We start from the raw sequence: 237 nt of genomic DNA, 5'->3' as shown, positions 1-237 counted from the left end.
GTTAAAGGATTAAAAAGAGACATAAAAAAACCTGAAAAAAAAGATTTCGAACGAGCTTCCCGTAAATTTTTATCTTTAGTTAGTGAAATATCACTTGTTCCTGAAAGACTTTCTATTCCAGTGTAAACAAGAACGAAAAAACCAAAAAGCCATAAAAAAGATTGTACAAATGGTAATTCAATCAAATGATAAACACCAAGAAAAACTAGTAGCATATAAAAGGCATCTGCAATAGTT

Annotated in this window: 1 protein-coding gene; it reads right to left on the bottom strand. The window is 29.1% G+C overall.

What is annotated here, in order from left to right:
- Positions 1-237 (bottom strand): LysE family transporter (locus AOA60_RS01245; RefSeq protein WP_158235011.1); only part of this gene is annotated, 237 nt, incomplete at both ends.

Source organism: Pseudomonas sp. 2822-17 (assembly GCF_002742485.1).
Taxonomy (GTDB): Bacteria; Pseudomonadota; Gammaproteobacteria; order Pseudomonadales; family Pseudomonadaceae; genus Aquipseudomonas; species Aquipseudomonas cyclaminis.
The sequence above is the reverse complement of the archived record's forward strand: the minus strand, read 5'-3'. Positions and strand labels throughout refer to the sequence as shown.